The sequence below is a fragment of the Citrobacter sp. On2M genome (genome assembly GCF_018035235.1).
GTDB lineage: Bacteria > Pseudomonadota > Gammaproteobacteria > Enterobacterales > Enterobacteriaceae > Citrobacter > Citrobacter meridianamericanus.
Window position 1 is genome coordinate 392,456 of the sequence record NZ_WPCV01000001.1, and the last position, 15,281, is coordinate 407,736.

The window sequence follows — 15,281 nt, forward strand, 5'->3', positions numbered from 1 at the left end:
AAACAAAAGTGGCGCATTACGGGGTAACGCGCCACTTCGATGGGGTTAACGTGTGCCGTAGACGACGATGGTCTTACCGTGTGCGGAGATCAGATTCTGATCTTCCAGCATCTTCAGAATACGACCAACGGTCTCACGGGAACAGCCAACGATCTGGCCGATTTCCTGGCGGGTGATTTTAATCTGCATGCCGTCCGGGTGGGTCATCGCGTCAGGCTGTTTCGCCAGATTCAGCAGAGTCTGCGCGATACGACCGGTAACGTCGAGGAAGGCAAGGTTGCCAACTTTTTCAGACGTGACCTGCAGACGGCGAGCCATCTGAGAGGACAGGCGCATCAGAATATCTGGATTGACCTGGATTAATTGGCGAAATTTTTTGTACGAAATTTCAGCGACTTCACATGCAGTTTTAGCACGGACCCAGGCGCTGCGTTCCTGACCTTCTTCGAAGAGGCCTAATTCACCAATAAAATCGCCCTGATTCAGATAAGAAAGGATCATTTCTTTCCCTTCTTCATCTTTGATCAGCACTGCCACTGAGCCTTTAACGATGTAGTACAACGTTTCCGCTTTTTCACCCTGGTGAATCAGCGTGCTCTTCGATGGGTACTTATGAATATGGCAATGAGACAAGAACCATTCGAGAGTCGGGTCTGTTTGCGGTTTGCCAAGCACCATGCGCGGTTATCCTCTGTTATAAGCTGTCTCCAGAGCCAAAATACTACCTGCCTCTGGGTTTGCAAAAATGTGCTTCCCGCTACCTGGGAAGGGGGCTGTCAATACGTGCGACGGCCTGTAATGTGATGTCCTCTGCATACATGCAGTACGTCAATGTATTACTGTAGCATCCTGACTGTTTTAGCATAGCTTTCGCCGTGTGTCTCCTGGTGTCTCGCTTCAGCATGACGCAGGTCGCCTTCCGTTGCGAGATTTGTTGTGTGCGCGTAATCTGTCAGGAAAATTGATGCATCGGAGTAATAAAATATGCAAGCACGTGTTAAGTGGGTTGAAGGGTTAACCTTCCTCGGTGAGTCCGCCTCTGGCCACCAGATTTTGATGGACGGTAACTCCGGTGATAAAGCGCCGAGCCCGATGGAAATGGTCTTAATGGCTGCGGGCGGTTGCAGCGCAATTGATGTGGTGTCGATCCTGCAAAAGGGTCGTCAGGATGTGACCAACTGCGAAGTGAAGCTGACCTCCGAGCGTCGTGATGAAGCGCCACGCCTGTTTACCCACATCAACCTGCATTTCGTTGTAACGGGTAACGATCTGAAAGATGCGTCCGTCGCTCGCGCGGTCGATCTTTCGGCGGAAAAATATTGCTCCGTGGCGCTGATGCTGGAAAAGGCGGTGAACATTACCCACTCCTATGAAGTGGTTGCCGCTTCGTGATGTTATGCCTGATGGCGATACACTTATCAGGCCTACAGGATTTAAACGCGTAGGCCGGATAAGGCATTAGCCGCCATCCGGCAAAAAAATACCTTACTCTATCTTTTTACCTTCCATCAGTCGCTGGACTAGCGGCAGCATAATCAATTCCATCGCCAGACCCATTTTCCCGCCCGGAACAACCAATGTATTGATATGAGAAATGAATGAGCCCTGCAGCATGGCCAGTAGCCATGGGAAATCGATCCCTTCCAGATTACGAAAATGAATCACGACAAAGCTTTCATCGAGTGACGGAATACTCTTGGCGGCAAAGGGGTTAGAGGTATCTACAGTCGGTACGCGCTGAAAGTTGATATGCGTACGAGAAAACTGTGGCGTGATGTAATTGATATAATCGTCCATTGAACGCACCACCGAGTCCATCACCGCTTCACGCGAGTGTCCACGCTCGCTGGTATCGCGGGTCAGCTTCTGGATCCACTCCAGGTTCACGATCGGCACCACACCAACCAACAGATCGACATGCCGGGCCACATTTTGCTGCGGGGTGACAACGCCGCCGTGAAGTCCCTCATAGAACAGGACATCCGTCGGTTCAGGCAGCGGCTGCCAGGGCGTAAATGTCCCCGGAACCTGATTCCACGGTACGGCCTCATCGTAGGTGTGCAGATATTTACGCGACTGACCTTTGCCCGTCTGACCGTATTCAATGAAGGTTTGCTCCAGCAGACCGAAGTCGTTAGCTTCGGGGCCGAAATAGCTGATATGCCGCCCGGCATCGCGCGCTTTGCGAATCGCCATGTCCATTTCCGGGCGGGTATAGCGATGAAAACTGTCGCCTTCCACCTCGGCGGCGCGCAGATTTAACTGCGCGAATATTTTACGAAACGCGAGGCTGGTGGTGGTGGTCCCCGCGCCGCTGGATCCTGTTACCGCAATCACCGGATGTTTGGCAGACATAACAACTCCATGAAATGGTTGTAATTATAGTAAAGTCGCCGGCGGCTACGGATTACTCGCGAATCTGCTTCCTCGGCATAATGTTGACCGTTTCATGCAATTCGGACCACACCAGCACGGCTTCACCTGATTGTAGTTGGCGTTTGACGTCGGCGACTTTTTGTTCGAGCGAGCGTTCATGTTCACCATAATCGGTGCCTTCGCGCAAGACAAAGCTTTCAAGCAGATTGTCCAGCGCGTCCGGGGAGATGTCTTGCCAGGGAATAATCATGATGAAGTCTCCAGATACGTTGTCAGCCAGTCCGGGATTCTGGATTCCAGCCACATCTCCGGATGGCGTATCGTACCGCCAATGAATCCGACATGGCCGCCGTGTTCAGTAAGCTGATACTCCACCTGCGAGGGCAGGTTTTCCGGCTCAGGGATCACATGATGATCCATAAACGGATCATCCTTGGCATGAATAATCAGCGTGGGTTTGGCGATCTGATTGAGCAACGGCATGGCGCTACACTGACGGTAATAGTCTATCGCATCGGCGAAACCGTGAATTTTGGCGGTGATCAGATCGTCAAAATCGCGAATGCGACGTAGAGATTTCAACTGGGCCAGACTCACCGGCAGTGAGCCAGGATAAGCCTCAAGCTTACGCGAGGCATTGGCTTTCAACAGATTAAGCAGGTAGCGCTGATAGACCCGGGAGAATCCCTTGTCCATGTGGTAACTACAGGCTTCCAGCACGAAAGGGGCAGAGACGATAACCGCAGCATCAATTGGAATCTCGGTGCCTTCTTTTGCCAGCAGGCAGGCCAGCATGTTTCCACCAAGCGAATAGCCTACCGCTGCGGTCGGCACACGACCGAACTCACGCTCCAGCCAGTGTAAAAACCAGGTGCCGTCTTCTGTTTCACCGGAGTGATAAATGCGGTTCAGACGATTTGGTTCGCCGCTGCAGCCGCGAAAATGCATCACCACACCCAGCCAGCCGCGCTTTTGTGCTGCTTCAATCAGGCCATGTGCGTAGGGGCTGTTCAGGCTGCCTTCCAGGCCGTGAAAAACCACCAGGCGCGGTTTGTGTTTCGCCTGCTGCGGATCTTCACTCCACGCCAGATCGACAAAATCACCGTCTGGCAATTCCAGACGCTGCCAGTGGGCATCGAACTTCACCTTGCGGCGAATTAAACGCGGCAGCATCGTCTGCAGATGGCGGTTACTGATACCGCGCATTGGACGGAAATCTCGCGAATCTTCGGTAGGTGGAGTCATTTCTGTGGACGTGATTTCAACCATAACACCAGAGCAATTAATATTCGGAAAGAATAACTATACCGCGCGCAGCGCATGCGGGTTAGCCAATATGTGATTTTGCGCTTATTCTGCCAGCAGGTTACGTGAAAAAAGATGAATTTCCACGCCCGGTTTACGTCGCCACAGGCGAGCTTTACGCGTCCCTGTTGCTACGCTTTCTCCGGTATCTTCAAACATTCCTGAAGCTTCAAAGCGGCGAATCAGACTTTTACGCTGGATCGACTGACCGAGGATAACCTCAGTAGCTTCCAGCAGTTGCCCATGGGTAAATGTCTCCGGCAAACAATATACGGGCAGGAGCGAGTACATCGTTTTTTGCCGCAAGCGATGCAGCGCCGCCGTAATGATTTTTTCGTGATCGAACGCGAGTGAATAGTTTTTCAGCTCATCAACTGGCACCCAGAGGGCGTTGCTGACGCTGGCGATGTGCGGCGCACAGTCTACCCAGGCGATTAGCGCAAACCAGGTTACCGTCAGGCTCCAGCCTCGCGGGTCTCGTTCGGGCCCGGAAAAGGTATCCAGCTGTTCCAGCCACGAAGGCGAAACGCCCGTTTTTTCAGTGAGTTTGCGCAGCGCTGTGGCGCGGGTTGAATCATCGTTTTCAATATCAATAAAGCCGCCAGGTAATCCCCAATACCCTTTTTGCGGTTGGGTTGCCCGCTCGACCAATAATACGCACAGCGTCTGCTGATGCAGGGTAAACAACACGCTATCTACCGTCACCAAAGGAGAGGGGAAGCGGCTGGCGTCGTATTGCTTCAGGTAGTCGGCTTCGGTGGTCATAAAACACTCACGATGATTTGTCACGCGGACAAGTGTACCAGTCCGATGTCGGGGAGCAAGGTTCGTTTTTTAGTATTATTTATCAGTGTATTACCACACGATAAAAAATGATGAATTTTATGCTTGCTTAATATGTGTCTTAGAGACATTATTAATTGTGTCGAAGGGACACAATTAATAGGAGTCGAGTGATGAGCTTAAAACTGACACTAACTTTGGACGACCAAACCTATGCAGTTGCCAGCGGTGTTTTTCCTGATGGCGCCGTCTGGTTAAAAGTCATCGATGCACTACCATCCTTTGCTCGCCTGATGCGCATCCGCGCTGCAGCAATGCGTGATATGAATGACTTTATGCTGCTGGCGCAACTGGTGGAGGCGGTTCGCCACCAAACTGATGTGCTGGTCAGCCATCTCGAACTTCCCTGGTTGCCGTGGGCGCGTCAGGACAGACATATGGTGGCAGGTGACAGCTTTGCGCTGAAAGTCTTCGCCAGTCACCTCAATACGTTGAAATTCGATAAGGTCAACGTGCTCGACCCGCACAGTGACGCGGCGGCTGCGGCCATCGACAACCTGGTCGCCATTGGGCAAGAGTGCTGCCTGTTGCAAAGCGCGTCATTATCGCGGCTGTTTCAGCAACATGCGCTGATGTTGGTTGCCCCGGATGCTGGCGCACTGAAGAAGATTGATACCGTGGCGAGAGCAGCCGGCGTGGCGGAGTACGCCATCCTGAGCAAGAAACGTGATGTAGCAAGCGGCAAGTTGACGGGATTTGCATTACTGACCGGGGATGTCAGTGGGCGTGATTTGCTGATTGTGGACGACCTGTGTGATGCTGGCGGCACCTTCATAGGCTCCGCGCAGGTGCTACGTGATGCCGGTGCCCGCAGCGTTAGCCTGTATGTCACCCACGGAATCTTTTCTAAGGGCGTTGAACACCTGTTTGATAACGGTATTGACGCCATCTACACCACCACTTCTTTCGCTGTCCCGACGCTGAAACATCCGCAGCTTGAACTTATCGATATTGACGCGATTTACTGCGCCTGAGGGAGACACCTGTTATGAAAATGAATCCAATTTTAGCTATCGATGGCTACAAAGTGTCTCACCGCGTGCAGTATCCACTGGGCACCAGCCGGGTCTATTCCAACTTTACTCCGCGCAGCGATCGCTTTTTCTCGTCGCCGCTGCCAGATGGCAAACTGGTTTTCTTTGGTCTGCAGGGTTTCTTGCAGTGGTTTTTAGTTGACCTGTTTAATGAAGCGTTTTTTGCCCGCCCGGAAGATGAGGTGGTGAACGAGTACAAACAGCTCATGGACAGCTATCTCGGCAAAGATATGGTGGCGGTGGACCATATTCGTGCATTGCATCAGTTGGGCTATCTGCCGCTGCATATTAAGGCGCTGGATGAAGGCAGCAAAGTCCCAATGACGGTGCCGGTTTTAACCATTATCAACACTAAACCTGAGTTTTTCTGGCTGGTGAATTACCTGGAGACCATACTGTCGGCCGAGTTATGGAAGGCGTCAACAAACGCCACGATTGCTCATCACTACCGAAAAATCTGCGCACGCTGGGCACAGAAAACCTGTAGCGATCTGACGCATCTCGACTTCCAGTGCCATGACTTTTCATTTCGCGGTATGGCCGGATTGCAGGACACCATGCAGGCGGGCGGCGGGCATTTGTTGAGTTTTAAAGGGACCGACAGTATTCCATCCCTGCTGTATACCCGCGATTACTACACCGACGGCGAGGCCTATTTTATCGGCGCCAGCATTCCGGCAACTGAGCACAGTGTGATGTGTATGGGCGAACGTGAACACGAGATCGAGACCTTCCGCCGCCTGATTGTCGATCTCTACCCGCAGGGATTTGTGTCGATAGTCTCTGATACCTGGGACTACTGGCAGGTGCTGACGGAATATACCCGCGAGCTGAAGAACATCATTCTGGCCCGTGAAGGGCGGGTGGTATTTCGCCCAGACAGCGGTAACCCGGTGGAGATCCTGTGTGGTACTGGCGCAGATGACGATACAACAAGCGAACGCAGCGCGCAGGAAAAAGGGTCTGTGGAAGTGCTGTGGGAGATTTTTGGCGGCACGGTTAACGCTAAAGGCTACAAGGTGCTCGACCCACATGTGGGACTGATTTATGGCGATTCCATTACCCTTGAGCGGGCGAATGAAATCCTGCGTCGTCTGGAAGCGAAAGGATTTGCCAGTTCAAACGTCGTGTTTGGCGTCGGTTCCTTTACCTATCAGTACAACACGCGTGACACCTTCGGTTTTGCGATGAAAGCGACGTGGGGAGAAGTTGATGGCAAAGGGCGGACAATTTTTAAAGAGCCAAAAACGGATAACGGTCTGAAGCGTTCCGCTCGTGGTCTGCTGCGCGTGACGAGGGATGAAGCGGGTGATTTATGCCTGCATGATGAACAGACCTGGGAGCAAGAGCAGGGAGGGGAGCTGAAAACCCGTTTTCTCAACGGTAAGCTGTTTAACCGTGAGCACTTCGAACAGATCCGCCAGCGTCTGGCGACGCAACGGTAATTTCCCGCCAGCGGGTAGCGTTGCCCGCTTTCTCCTCCCTCCCGGCGTAAATTGATCATCGTCACAAATGGTTACTTCAATTATTACTCTCAAGCTAATGATTCTTTCCTACGCTTAATTGATGACTTTCTCACCAGAGCGCACACTCTTAGCTGTGTTAAGCAATCAAAATGATTAGCTGAATCAGGAGGTTAATAATGTTATCTGGGCAAACACCAGCACGCGTCTGGAACACACGCCGCACCGAAAAACAGCGGCGTCTGGCTTCCGTCCCGGTGCAGGGCAAGGTTCTGCCAACCGCAGACCTGACCGCAATGCTGGAAAAACTGATCGCGCCGGGTGACCGCGTGGTATTAGAAGGGAATAACCAAAAGCAGGCAGATTTCTTATCCCGCATGCTGGCCGAGGTTAACCCGCAGATTGTGCACGACCTGCACATGATCATGCCGAGCGTCGGCCGCAGCGAGCATCTGGACATCTTCGAAAAAGGGATCGCCCGCAAGCTGGACTTTTCCTTCTCCGGTACTCAGAGCCTGCGTATTTCGCAGCTGCTGGAAGATGGTCAGTTGGAAATCGGCGCCATCCACACCTACATCGAACTCTATTCCCGTCTGTACGTTGACCTGTCGCCGAACGTGGCGCTGATTGCCGGCTTCAAAGCCGACCGCAAAGGTAACCTCTACACCGGGGCGAGCACCGAAGATACCCCAGCGCTGGTTGAAGCCGCCGCGTTCCACGACGGTATCGTCATCGCACAGGTGAACGAGCTGGTGGACGATGAATGTGACCTGCCGCGCGTGGATATCCCTGGCTCCTGGGTTGATTTCGTGGTTGTGGCCGACAAACCGTTCTTTATCGAACCGCTGTTCACCCGTGATCCGCGTCTCATCAAACAGGAACACATCCTGATGGCGATGATGGCGATTAAAGGCATCTACGCGGAACACCAGGTCCAGTCACTGAACCACGGCATCGGCTTTAACACCGCGGCTATCGAACTGCTGCTGCCAACCTACGGCGAACAGCTCGGCCTGAAAGGCAAAATCTGTAAACATTGGACGCTGAACCCGCATCCAACGCTGATTCCGGCGATTGAGAGCGGCTGGGTTGAAAGCGTGCACTGCTTCGGCGGCGAGCTGGGGATGGAAGAGTACATCCGCGCCCGTCCTGACATCTTCTTTACCGGTTCCGACGGCTCGATGCGTTCTAACCGCGCCTTCTGCCAGCTGGCAGGTCAGTACGCGGTGGATATGTTCATCGGTTCTACCCTACAGGTTGATGGCTACGCCAACTCCTCTACCGTGACCCGCGGTCGTCTTTCTGGCTTCGGCGGCGCGCCAAACATGGGTCATGACCCACACGGTCGTCGTCATGCAACGCCTGCCTGGCTGAACATGATCACCGAGCCTGATCCAATGCAGCGCGGTAAAAAACTGGTTGTGCAGATGGTCGAAACATTCCAGGCCGGCGTGAAGCCAACCTTCGTTGAAAAACTGGACGCGGTTGATGTGGCGAAAGCCTCGGGCATGCCGCTGGCACCGGTGATGATCTACGGCGACGACGTGACCCACGTGCTGACCGAAGAAGGTATTGCTTACCTCTATCGCGCCAAAGATCTTGAAGAGCGCCGTGCGATGGTGGCTGCGGTCGCGGGTATCACCGATATTGGTCTGGGCGTTGACGCGAAACGCGTAGCCGAGCTGCGTCAGAGCGGCAAGGTTGTCTATCCGGAAGATATGGGCATTCGTCGTACCGATGCCACCCGTTCGCTGCTGGCGGCCGGTAGCGTCGCTGACCTGGTGGAATGGTCCGGCGGTCTTTACAACCCACCTGCGAAATTCCGGAGCTGGTAATGAAACTTCTGCCCCAGATTCAGGTTGAAGGCGGTGCCGAATGGCTGGCGCGAACCGCCACGCAGTGTCTGATTGACGAAGCACGATTAAGCCCGAAACCCGGTCTGGTGGACAGTCGGGGGAACGGTGCGCACCACGATTTATCGCTTGCGCTAATGGAGCGCTCCGCGCACAGCCTGGCCCCTACATTTCAGGCGCTGGCGCAACAAAGCTGGCAACGTCCGGCGGATATTGCGCTTAGACAAACCATAGGGCGACTCGGCCGCGAAGGCGAGCAGCAGATGATGGCAGCCACCGGCGGGGTCAATACTCACCGTGGCGCGATTTGGGCACTGGGCTTGCTGGTGAGCGCCGTGGCAATGCATGGCGGAGCGGGCAACGCGAAACAGGTTGCCGCGACCGCCGCCGAACTGGCGAAGCTGCCAGATGCCGCGGCACCAAAAGTGTTTAGCAAAGGGCTGCGCGCCACCCACCGTTATCAGGTGCCGGGCGCGCGTGAAGAGGCGCAGCAGGCGTTTCCGCATGTGATGCAGCGTGCGTTGCCGCAGCTGCGGCTCAGCCGACTTAACGGTAGCAGCGAAGCCCATGCGAGGCTCGATGCGCTGATGGCGATCATGACCTCGCTGACCGACACCTGCGTGCTGTCTCGCGCCGGGCTGGAAGGGTTGGACGCCATGCAAGACGGCGCTCGCGCAGTGCTGAACGCGGGCGGCAGCGCCCATCCGGCAGGTCAGGCGGCATTGGCCGCGCTTGATAGCCACATGCTGGCGCTCAACGCTTCGCCGGGCGGTGCCGCTGATTTGCTTGCCGCCACCCTGTTTCTCGATCGCATCGAATCGCCTTATTTCAAGCATTAAGAGGATGTTATGGAACACATTACGTTAACCGTACCGGCCAGCCGCACCTTAAGCGGCAAAGCGCTGGCAGGCGTTGTGGGCTCCGGGGATATGGAGGTGTTATTCACCGCCGACCAGGGCCAGACGTTAACCATTGATATCACCACTTCTGTCGATAACAGCCGCAGCCGCTGGGAAGCACTGATTAACCGTCTGCAAACGGTCAGTAGCCTGCCTGCCGGCAAACTGACCATCCACGACTTCGGCGCGACGCCGGGCGTGGCGCGCATCCGTATCGAACAGGTTTTTGAAGAGGTGAGCTATGCGTGATGATCGCAGTTTTATCGAATTAAAAGCACGTCAGCGTGCGCATGCGCTGCTGGATGAAGGCAGCTACCGTGAACTGCTCGACCCGTTTGAAGGCGTGATGTCGCCGTGGCTGGGCGCGCAGGGCATTGTCCCACAGGCCGATGACGGCATGGTTGTGGCAAAAGGCACCATCAATGGCAAACCGGCCGTTGTAGTGGCGATTGAAGGCGCATTCCAGGGCGGCAGCATGGGCGAAGTGTCCGGCGCCAAAATGGCGGCGGCGCTAGAGTTGGCGGCGGAAGATAACCGTAACGGCATCCCAACTCAGGCCGTTCTGAGCCTGGAAACCGGCGGCGTACGTTTACAAGAAGCGAACCTGGGCCTGGCGGCAATTGCCGACATCCACGCGGCGATTGTTGACCTGCGTCGTTACACCCCGGTGGTCGGCATTGTGGCCGGTACCGTGGGCTGCTTCGGTGGGATGTCTATCGCAGCGGCGCTGTGTAGCTATCTGATTGTGACCCGCGAAGCGCGTCTTGGCCTGAACGGTCCGCAGGTCATCGAACAGGAAGCCGGTATTGAAGAGTATGACTCCCGCGACCGTCCGTTTATCTGGAGTATGACCGGCGGCGAAATTCGCTACGAAAGCGGTCTGGTTGAAGCGCTGGTCGGTGACGGCGTTAACGCGGTGAAAGCCGCCATGAACGATGCGCTGGCGAAAGGCGTTCCGGCGAAACATCGCACCGACAACTATGCCTGGTATCTCGACCGTCTGACGAATTTCGATACCCGCAAACAGGCGGATACCGAACAGATTCATGCGCTCTTCGCCCGGGAGGTGAAATGATGAGTAACGCAATTAGCCGTGGCGAATTATGGCTGGAAACGCTGGTTCCGAACGCCAAACGAATCGAAGGGCTGTGCCCGTCTGTGCAGGCCGCTGACGGTGAACTTAACGGTGAAACGGTACGTTTTGTTGCCGTGGTGCCGGATGCCAATAACCACTTCCCGCGCGCAGCGAAAGGGGAAGTCGGTCTGCTGGAAGGCTGGACGCTGGCAAAAGTGGTCAGTGAAACCATTGCCGCAGACGCTGATAAAGCGGTGAAACGTCCGATTGTGGCGGTGATTGATGTACCAAGCCAGGCCTACGGTCGCCGTGAAGAAGGTTTCGGTATTCACCAGGCGCTGGCCGGTGCCGCAGCGGCGTATGCCAACGCGCGTCTGGCGGGCCACCCGGTGATTGGCCTGATTGTCGGTAAAGCGATGTCCGGTGCGTTTCTGGCGCACGGCTACCAGGCGAATCGCCTGATCGCCTTCAACGACAAAGGCGTGCTGATTCACGCCATGGGTAAAGAGTCGGCGGCGCGTATCACCCTGCGTACCGTTGACGCGCTGGAAAAACTGGCGGCGACTATTCCACCAATGGCGTATGACATCAGCAACTACGCCACCCTGGGGCTGCTGGAGAATCTGCTGGATATCAGCAATCCGGACGCGCCTTCTGCTTCCGATCTGGCGCTGGTGAAAACCACGCTGCAACAGGCCATCAATGACGCTCGTCAGGACCCGACGCTGAAAAGCCGTCTGGGCGCTGACAACCGCCGCAGCTCTGCCCTCGTACGCGAACGCATGCGGGCTAGCTGGTAAGTAAAAAAGAGACCTGCCGGATGTACGGCTCCGTGGGCGCATACGCTGCGCCCGCGTGGGTCACTGCATCTGAAAAAATAATAATCATCGCGCCAGTGCTAACTTTTTTCATTACAGGTGAAATATGACTTACGTAATTGTTCATGCTCTTGCTCCGATTTTCGTCATCATGCTGCTGGGATTCTGGGCCGGGAAGGCCAAAATGGTGGACAACAAAAATGTCTCCCTGCTCAATATCTTCGTCATGGACTTTGCATTGCCTGCAGCGCTGTTTAGCGCAACCGTACAGACGCCGTGGGCGGGTATCGTCGCGCAGTCACCGCTGATTGTGGTACTGACGCTGGCGATGTGGATTACCTATGCCGCCATCTATTTTATGGCGACCAAAGTGTTCAAGAAATCGCCGCAGGATGCCGCCGTGCTGACGCTGACCGTCGCGCTGCCGAACTACGCCGCGCTGGGTCTGCCGATTCTGGGTAGCGTACTGGGTGAAACTTCTTCCACCTCGCTTTCCGTTGCCGTTTCCATCGCCTGCGGTTCCGTGTTGATGACGCCGTTCTGCCTGCTGATCCTCGAACGTGAGAAAGCGCGAGCGGAAGGCGGTAACTCCGGTTCTACGCTGTCTATGCTGCCGGTACTAATGTGGCGTTCCATTAAAAAACCGATCGTCATGGGCCCGCTGCTGGGGGTTATCCTCTCCGCCATTGGTATTAAAATGCCAGAACTGGTGCTGGCGGCGATCAAACCGCTGGGTCTGTCCGCGACTGCGGCGGCGCTGTTCCTGACCGGTGTGATCCTCTCTGCGCGTAAACTGCAGATCAACACCGTGGTGATCACCTCCACTATCGCCAAACTGCTGATTCAACCGGCCATTGCCTGGGGTATCGTGCTGATTTTCGGCCTGCATGGTTCCGTGGCGATTACCGCTATCCTGATGATTGCGCTGTCCGCGGGTTTCTTCGGCGTGGTGTTTGGTAACCGCTTTGGCGTGCAGTCGCCGGATGCAGAAGCCGTGCTGCTGTTGAGCTCGGTCCTGTGTATCCTGTCTCTGCCGCTGTTTATCTCGCTGACTTCAGGAATCTAAATCATGAGCACAACATTACGTCCACACGACCTTATCTGGCTGAATGCGCGCGACGCACTTGAAGATGTCACGGAATCCTGGGTGGATACCGTCTGGCATAGTGGCCTGCCGGTAGTGGTGCGACGTGATGTTGATGCGCAGGGGCGCATTCCGGTGGGCGTGCGCGGGATGAAGCGCGACCAGCGCGCCGCCGGTTGGGTAAAAGCGGGGGCGGTCGTCCGCGTCTGCTCGCCGGAATCACTGGTGGACCCGCTGGCGCTGCTGCGCTCGCCCTTTATCTCTCAGCCACCCGTTCAGGTGGCTTTGTTATTGGCGCAGCAGGCGTGGCCGTGGACGTGGGGCATTACCGGCAGTACCGGCTATGCGCTGGCGACCGGGATCCCGGTTATCCACGCGGCAAGCGATCTGGACCTGCTGATCCGCGCGCCGCAGCCGCTCTCCCGTGAAGCGCTGGGAACGTGGCAGCAGCAGCTCACCGCCGGACTTTGCCGGGCGGATACCCAGGTGGATACGCCGCGCGGCGGTTTTGCCCTCAACGAATGGCTGCGTGACGGTAAAGCACTGTTAAAAACCTCACAGGGGCCGCGTCTGGTGAGCGACCCGTGGAGCAGGGAGGAATAATGAAAATTCTGTTTACCTTTCCGGGGCAGGGAACGCAGCACGCAGGAATGCTGCAAAACCTTCCGGGGACGGAACTGGCCCAGGCGCGTGGGGTGCTTGGCGCTGAGGTTGATACGCTGGATACCCCTGAGGCGCTCAAGCATACCCGAGCGGTTCAACTGTCTCTGCTGATTGCTGGCGTTGCATGGGCGCGCGAGTTAGAACGTCGTAGCGTAGCGCCTGATATCGTCAGTGGACTCTCCATTGGCGCGTACCCGGCGGCGGTGATTGCCGGTGCGCTCGACTTCGTCGACGCGCTGACGCTGGTCGCGCTGCGCGGTGACTTAATGGAGCAGGCCTATCCGCACGGCTACGGCCTGACGGCAATCATGGGGCTAACGCTGAGTCAGGTGGAAAGCCTGGTAGAAGGCAGCGGCACCTATATCGCTAACCTGAATGCCGAAACGCAGATTGTGATTGCCGGTCCTGATGAAGCGATGGCTGAAGTGGCGAAACGCGCGCTGGAGAAAGGGGCCAGTAAGGCGCCTCGGCTGGCGGTGAGCGTGCCGTCGCATTGTGAACTGTTGGCCGAGCCCGCGCAAAAGCTGGTTGAGGCGTTCAGCCATGTGACGCTTTCCCGCCCGCGCTACGCCTACCTGAGCGGTAGTACCGGCCGCGTGCTGTGGCAGCCGGAACGTATTGCCGACGATCTGGCGATGAACATGGCGCGCACGGTGCGCTGGCAGGAGGCGGTTATCTCCGCTAACGAACGTGAAGCACGGCTGGCGATTGAAATGCCGCCCGGTGGCGTGCTGACCTGCTTAACGCGTCAGGCGGCGTGGGAAGGGGAGTCTGTTTCTCTGGAGCGCAGCGGCGTGGATGTTGCCGTGCATCTGGCAAAACGGCTTCGTGCGTGATGTGATTGCCCGATGGTGCTGCGCTTATCATGCCTACAACTCGCACCTGATGTAGGCCGGATAAGACGCGTAGCGTCGCCATCCGGCAATCAGGCGTTCTGGTTCAGCGTCCTGGCATACATGCGCCCTTCGGCGGCCAGTGCCAGCAGGCTTGGGTCGCGCTCGCGGTTACGGGCAAACACAATCGCGATAAGCTGCTGCATCTGATAGGGTTCAGCGAGCTTTTGCAGCTTCACGGTATTCTCATACATCTTCTTCATTCGTCCGGGCATCAAACAGAAGCCAACCCCAGCCTGTACCAGACTGAGCATCGAGAAAATGTCGTTTACGCGGGTGACGATTTCAGGCTCGAACCCCGCAATATGAAACGCTTCCTGGAAACCCGCGTAGGTCGCAAACCCTTCCGCCAGCGACACAAATTTCTCATTGCGATAGTGGCGTAGATCCGCCTTAAGGGTGGCGTCAAGCGTAGCGGTCATCGGTGCGGCGAGGTAGATATCGTCGTGGAACAGGGGGAGTACTTCGAGGCTGTTGCGGTCGATTTCACTTTCAGAAATGGAGATGAGGATCGCGTCCAGCACGCCGTCTTCCAGCATCTTCAGCAGCGCTTCGTTGGAACCCATGGTGAGATCCAGTTCCAGGTCCGGGCGACGCAGTTTCATGCCCATAATCAGGTGCGGCACCGTCTCCAGCGTCAGTGAGTAGAGCGTGCCAACGCGTAAACGGCCCTGGCCGACGCCCGCCGTTTTGCGCGTCTCTTCCAGCCCGCGTTCCATCAGTTGGGTGACTTCCTGGCAGTACTCCAGCAGCGTCCACGCCGCCGGTTGGGCAATCAGATTACGACCTTTGTGGACGAACAGCGGGCAGCGGACGTTCTCTTCCAGGGTGTGCAGCGCCCGATGCACGCTAACGCCGCTGATGTTCAGCGCCTCGGCGGTACGGGCGATGTTGCCCTTCTCCATAAAGGTCATGAAGATGCTCAGCTTGCGGAAGGTTATGTCGTTGGTCGTCAGCTGATTCATCATCGTCTTC

At 56.0% G+C, this 15,281-nt stretch carries 17 protein-coding genes; 11 read left to right on the plus strand and 6 right to left on the minus strand.

All coding sequences use genetic code 11. The features are described 5' to 3' along the window. Positions 1–45: 45 nt before the first annotated feature. Positions 46–678 carry a cAMP-activated global transcriptional regulator CRP gene (gene crp, locus On2M_RS01760; RefSeq protein ID WP_000242758.1) on the minus strand — a complete coding sequence of 211 codons (633 nt, stop codon included), beginning with the start codon at positions 676–678 and terminating at the stop codon, positions 46–48. Positions 679–984: 306 nt separating this feature from the next. On the opposite strand from crp, the gene On2M_RS01765 reads away from it, so the two are divergent. Next, on the plus strand, positions 985–1,392 hold the full coding sequence (locus On2M_RS01765) for an OsmC family protein (RefSeq protein ID WP_151216828.1): 408 nt from the start codon (positions 985–987) through the stop codon (positions 1,390–1,392). A 93-nt stretch (positions 1,393–1,485) separates the two neighbouring features. Here the strand turns inward: On2M_RS01765 and On2M_RS01770 are convergent, their stop codons facing one another. From On2M_RS01770 to On2M_RS01785, 4 genes are all read right to left on the minus strand, one after another. After that, positions 1,486–2,355: a phosphoribulokinase gene (locus On2M_RS01770; RefSeq protein ID WP_003827751.1), complete on the minus strand. Its 870-nt coding sequence runs from the start codon at positions 2,353–2,355 to the stop codon at positions 1,486–1,488. Positions 2,356–2,407: 52 nt separating this feature from the next. Continuing rightward, positions 2,408–2,626, minus strand: coding sequence for a YheU family protein (locus On2M_RS01775; protein ID WP_187253777.1), 219 nt, complete (start codon positions 2,624–2,626; stop codon positions 2,408–2,410). Further along, positions 2,623–3,645 carry a hydrolase gene (locus On2M_RS01780; RefSeq protein ID WP_151216827.1) on the minus strand — a complete coding sequence of 341 codons (1,023 nt, stop codon included), beginning with the start codon at positions 3,643–3,645 and terminating at the stop codon, positions 2,623–2,625. The genes On2M_RS01775 and On2M_RS01780 overlap by 4 nt, the downstream gene beginning before the upstream one ends. An 81-nt stretch (positions 3,646–3,726) precedes the next feature. Continuing rightward, on the minus strand, positions 3,727–4,446 hold the full coding sequence (locus tag On2M_RS01785) for an NUDIX domain-containing protein (protein ID WP_210904211.1): 720 nt from the start codon (positions 4,444–4,446) through the stop codon (positions 3,727–3,729). A 191-nt stretch (positions 4,447–4,637) separates the two neighbouring features. Between On2M_RS01785 and prs the strand changes: the two genes are divergently transcribed. The 10 genes from prs to mdcH all read left to right on the plus strand — a co-directional run bounded on the left by prs (position 4,638) and on the right by mdcH (position 14,249). Then, positions 4,638–5,498, plus strand: coding sequence for a ribose-phosphate diphosphokinase (gene prs, locus On2M_RS01790; RefSeq protein WP_151216825.1), 861 nt, complete (start codon positions 4,638–4,640; stop codon positions 5,496–5,498). A 14-nt stretch (positions 5,499–5,512) separates the two neighbouring features. Beyond that, positions 5,513–7,003 carry a nicotinate phosphoribosyltransferase gene (locus tag On2M_RS01795; RefSeq protein WP_210904212.1) on the plus strand — a complete coding sequence of 497 codons (1,491 nt, stop codon included), beginning with the start codon at positions 5,513–5,515 and terminating at the stop codon, positions 7,001–7,003. Positions 7,004–7,200: 197 nt separating this feature from the next. Beyond that, positions 7,201–8,856: a malonate decarboxylase subunit alpha gene (mdcA, locus tag On2M_RS01800; protein WP_035894383.1), complete on the plus strand. Its 1,656-nt coding sequence runs from the start codon at positions 7,201–7,203 to the stop codon at positions 8,854–8,856. Further along, a complete protein-coding gene (locus On2M_RS01805) occupies positions 8,856–9,713 on the plus strand; it encodes a triphosphoribosyl-dephospho-CoA synthase (RefSeq protein WP_210904213.1) in 858 nt (285 codons plus the stop codon). The genes mdcA and On2M_RS01805 overlap by 1 nt, the downstream gene beginning before the upstream one ends. Before the next feature lie 9 nt (positions 9,714–9,722). Then, positions 9,723–10,022: a malonate decarboxylase acyl carrier protein gene (gene mdcC, locus On2M_RS01810; protein ID WP_035894381.1), complete on the plus strand. Its 300-nt coding sequence runs from the start codon at positions 9,723–9,725 to the stop codon at positions 10,020–10,022. After that, on the plus strand, positions 10,015–10,848 hold the full coding sequence (locus tag On2M_RS01815; protein ID WP_123650847.1) for a biotin-independent malonate decarboxylase subunit beta: 834 nt from the start codon (positions 10,015–10,017) through the stop codon (positions 10,846–10,848). Before mdcC ends, On2M_RS01815 begins: the two co-directional genes overlap by 8 nt. Beyond that, complete coding sequence (gene mdcE, locus On2M_RS01820; RefSeq protein WP_151217207.1) at positions 10,848–11,648, plus strand: biotin-independent malonate decarboxylase subunit gamma; 801 nt, start codon at positions 10,848–10,850, stop codon at positions 11,646–11,648. Before On2M_RS01815 ends, mdcE begins: the two co-directional genes overlap by 1 nt. A gap of 124 nt (positions 11,649–11,772) precedes the next feature. Continuing rightward, complete coding sequence (locus On2M_RS01825) at positions 11,773–12,732, plus strand: AEC family transporter (protein WP_079225899.1); 960 nt, start codon at positions 11,773–11,775, stop codon at positions 12,730–12,732. Positions 12,733–12,735: 3 nt separating this feature from the next. Next, complete coding sequence (locus tag On2M_RS01830) at positions 12,736–13,353, plus strand: malonate decarboxylase holo-ACP synthase (protein ID WP_210904214.1); 618 nt, start codon at positions 12,736–12,738, stop codon at positions 13,351–13,353. Then, positions 13,353–14,249, plus strand: a complete 897-nt coding sequence (mdcH, locus tag On2M_RS01835; protein ID WP_210904215.1) for a malonate decarboxylase subunit epsilon — start codon at positions 13,353–13,355, stop codon at positions 14,247–14,249. Before On2M_RS01830 ends, mdcH begins: the two co-directional genes overlap by 1 nt. An 89-nt stretch (positions 14,250–14,338) precedes the next feature. Here the strand turns inward: mdcH and On2M_RS01840 are convergent, their stop codons facing one another. Further along, positions 14,339–15,271 carry a LysR family transcriptional regulator gene (locus tag On2M_RS01840; RefSeq protein WP_151217205.1) on the minus strand — a complete coding sequence of 311 codons (933 nt, stop codon included), beginning with the start codon at positions 15,269–15,271 and terminating at the stop codon, positions 14,339–14,341. Positions 15,272–15,281: the final 10 nt, after the last annotated feature.